Origin of the sequence: Marinobacter sp. bablab_jr008 (assembly GCF_016464145.1) — a bacterium.
GTDB lineage: Bacteria > Pseudomonadota > Gammaproteobacteria > Pseudomonadales > Oleiphilaceae > Marinobacter > Marinobacter nauticus.
Window position 1 is genome coordinate 1 of sequence record NZ_JACDWW010000008.1, and the last position, 992, is coordinate 992.

Here is a 992-nt window from a genome sequence, read left to right on the forward strand (position 1 = left end):
CACTCTGGGTTTGGGTATCAGCGCCGCCAACTTGGCAATGAAATCCAGGGGATCAAAGACCACATGCGTCGTCCCATCCCGATAGGGTGTCTTCAGTCGATAGCGAATCTGCCCGTTTGATGTCAGCGACAAGCGCTTCTCCTAGCAAAGGTGGGTCAATTCGGTTTAGCGTCAAGGAACTACGTTATCGTTTCCCATAGGTGGCGTACCTCTCTGCTGTCTATCAGTTTTCGGCAAAACCGATTTCAGCAGGGTGCGCCGCCTACTTCAATCACCCCGTACACCAGAATCGACCATACCTCCGGCAGTACATGCGTGCGAAATGACTGTTAGGGGTGCGCGGGTTGAGGTCGCGACGCAGGGCCTGGCTGGCGTCACAGCCGAGGCTTCAAGATCCCGCGGTTGGGCGGTGCATGGAAGGGCTCTGGCGCCTGTTGCGGATCAGCCAGCGGCCACCGCTGACGCGGGAAGCTTTCAATCTGGTGGGCTCACGTCACCGCATCAGCATGGAGAAAGTGCACCGTGAGCTGGGATATCGCCCGCGCGTGAGCTACGAGCAGGCAATGCAGCAGCTTCGGGAACAGATTATTGGTTCAGGATTCGTTCGTTACCAACAAACCTGAATCAGTGACTCCGCTCGCCAATATACCCGTCAAGCCCACCTCTGCGCCAACAAGAGGCGATAACTGGGTGAGATTCTGACTTTGAGGTCAGGAAGCAAAGAGCGGGAGCAACCGATGGCTCGAGATTGGTTGATAAATAACCAGCATACAGTGTTTAGGCAATAGCGGGCTGTCCCGGCAGAGGATTCCGGGAGGATTGCTTTTTGCCAGTGGTTGAGTTGGCCTATGCGGCGGAAGCAAGGCCCCGATAAAGATCGCGGTAAACCGCAAAGCCTGGGCAGTGCCGGCCAAATCGCAGGATCCACTGCCGGCCACTGTGCACCAGGCGGCAGGCCATGGTCATGATTTCCTGCATCACGGTTCTCAGGC

1 protein-coding gene and 2 pseudogenes are annotated in these 992 nt (G+C 56.8%); 1 reads left to right on the top strand and 2 read right to left on the bottom strand.

Annotation, left to right across the window (positions count from 1 at the left end; translation table 11 throughout):
- Positions 1-141 (bottom strand): annotated as a pseudogene (locus tag JIF53_RS00100) (transposase); the annotation flags it as partial.
- A 272-nt stretch (positions 142-413) separates the two neighbouring features.
- Here JIF53_RS00100 and JIF53_RS00105 point away from each other — a divergent pair.
- On the top strand, positions 414-623 hold the full coding sequence (locus JIF53_RS00105) for a hypothetical protein (RefSeq protein ID WP_023011306.1): 210 nt from the start codon (positions 414-416) through the stop codon (positions 621-623).
- Positions 624-846: 223 nt separating this feature from the next.
- Here the strand turns inward: JIF53_RS00105 and JIF53_RS00110 are convergent.
- Positions 847-992, bottom strand: a pseudogene (locus JIF53_RS00110) (IS1380 family transposase); the annotation flags it as partial.

Excerpts from the sequence above, each read along its gene's own strand:
- JIF53_RS00105 (WP_023011306.1), top strand. The coding sequence starts at position 414 with ATGGAAGGGCTCTGGCGCCTGTTGCGGATCAGCCAGCGGCCACCGCTG.